The following is a 372-nucleotide window of genomic DNA, read 5'->3' as shown; positions in this document are numbered from 1 at the left end:
TATTCTATTGCTAAACATTAATCGGTTTTCCGAAGGGAAAAATATGTTTTTCCGGGATAAAAAGTAGCCTATGTCACTCTCCAGCCTCTCACCTAACTGCACACCTAAAAAACACTGCATGATATCGCTCTGTTGTAACGTTTGTTAGAATCTTGATAGCTAGATATAAGAAGAAGAACGTCATTAGAAAGAGTGAAATATACTATCTCTTCCATAATTTTGTAAATCTCATGTTCTGATAACTTAAACATATTCACTGGTTTTTATTTCACTTCGATTTGTTTGAGTTTACTAGCTAATAATGCAGCCACCATCCAATACTCGTATCTACATACATACATTTATCACGCCTATATCAGTTACTTGGGAAGC

General features: G+C 34.4%; 1 protein-coding gene. It reads right to left on the bottom strand.

Annotation, left to right across the window (positions count from 1 at the left end):
- Positions 1–104: 104 nt before the first annotated feature.
- The gene (locus ACJ5GX_RS04020) at positions 105–251 is read right to left on the bottom strand and encodes a hypothetical protein (RefSeq protein ID WP_495292728.1); all 147 of its coding nucleotides are present in this window, start codon (positions 249–251) and stop codon (positions 105–107) included.
- Positions 252–372 lie beyond the last annotated feature (121 nt).

The organism is Wolbachia endosymbiont of Tuta absoluta, from assembly GCF_059414725.1.
This window is presented reverse-complemented; position numbering and strand designations above follow the sequence as displayed.